At 70.1% G+C, this 595-nt stretch carries 1 pseudogene; it reads left to right on the forward strand.

The window, feature by feature from the left end:
* Positions 1–70 precede the first annotated feature (70 nt).
* Positions 71–595, forward strand: a pseudogene (locus tag A9X03_RS03250) (AMP-binding protein); the annotation flags it as partial.

Consider the following 595-nt stretch of genomic DNA (forward strand, 5'->3'; position numbering starts at 1 on the left):
CGGGTTGGCGTCGGCCAGCACGAACCCGACCCGCTCATCCGGCAGCGCGGGGTCGATGGGCAGGTAGGCCGCCCCGGCACCCGATGACGTGGCGCACCTCATTTACACCTCGGGCACGACCGGGGTGCCCAAAGGGGTGGCGGTCACCCATGCCAATGTGACCCGCTTGTTCGACGGCCTGCAGGTGGGTATCGGGTTGGGATGCGAGCAGGTGTGGGCCCAATGCCATTCGTATGCGTTCGACTTCTCGGTGTGGGAGATCTGGGGTGCCCTGCTTTCTGGTGGGCGGTTGGTGGTGGTGCCCGAGGAGCTGACCCGCTCCCCCGACGAGCTGCACGCACTGCTGATCAGCGAAGGCGTGACCGTCTTGAGCCACACCCCCTCGGCGCTGGCCGCGCTGTCGCCGACCGGACTGGATCAGGTGGCGTTGATGGCCGCCGGGGAGGCCTGTCCCCCCGAGGTCCTCGCACGCTGGGCGCCCGGGCGGGTGATGGTCAACGGTTACGGCCCCACCGAAACCACCGTCTACGCCACCATCAGCGCCCCACTGACCGCGGGCTCGGGCCCGGTGCCCATCGGGCTGCCGGTGCCCGGG

The organism is Mycobacterium sp. E1715, from assembly GCF_001667625.1.
Taxonomy (GTDB): Bacteria; Actinomycetota; Actinomycetes; order Mycobacteriales; family Mycobacteriaceae; genus Mycobacterium.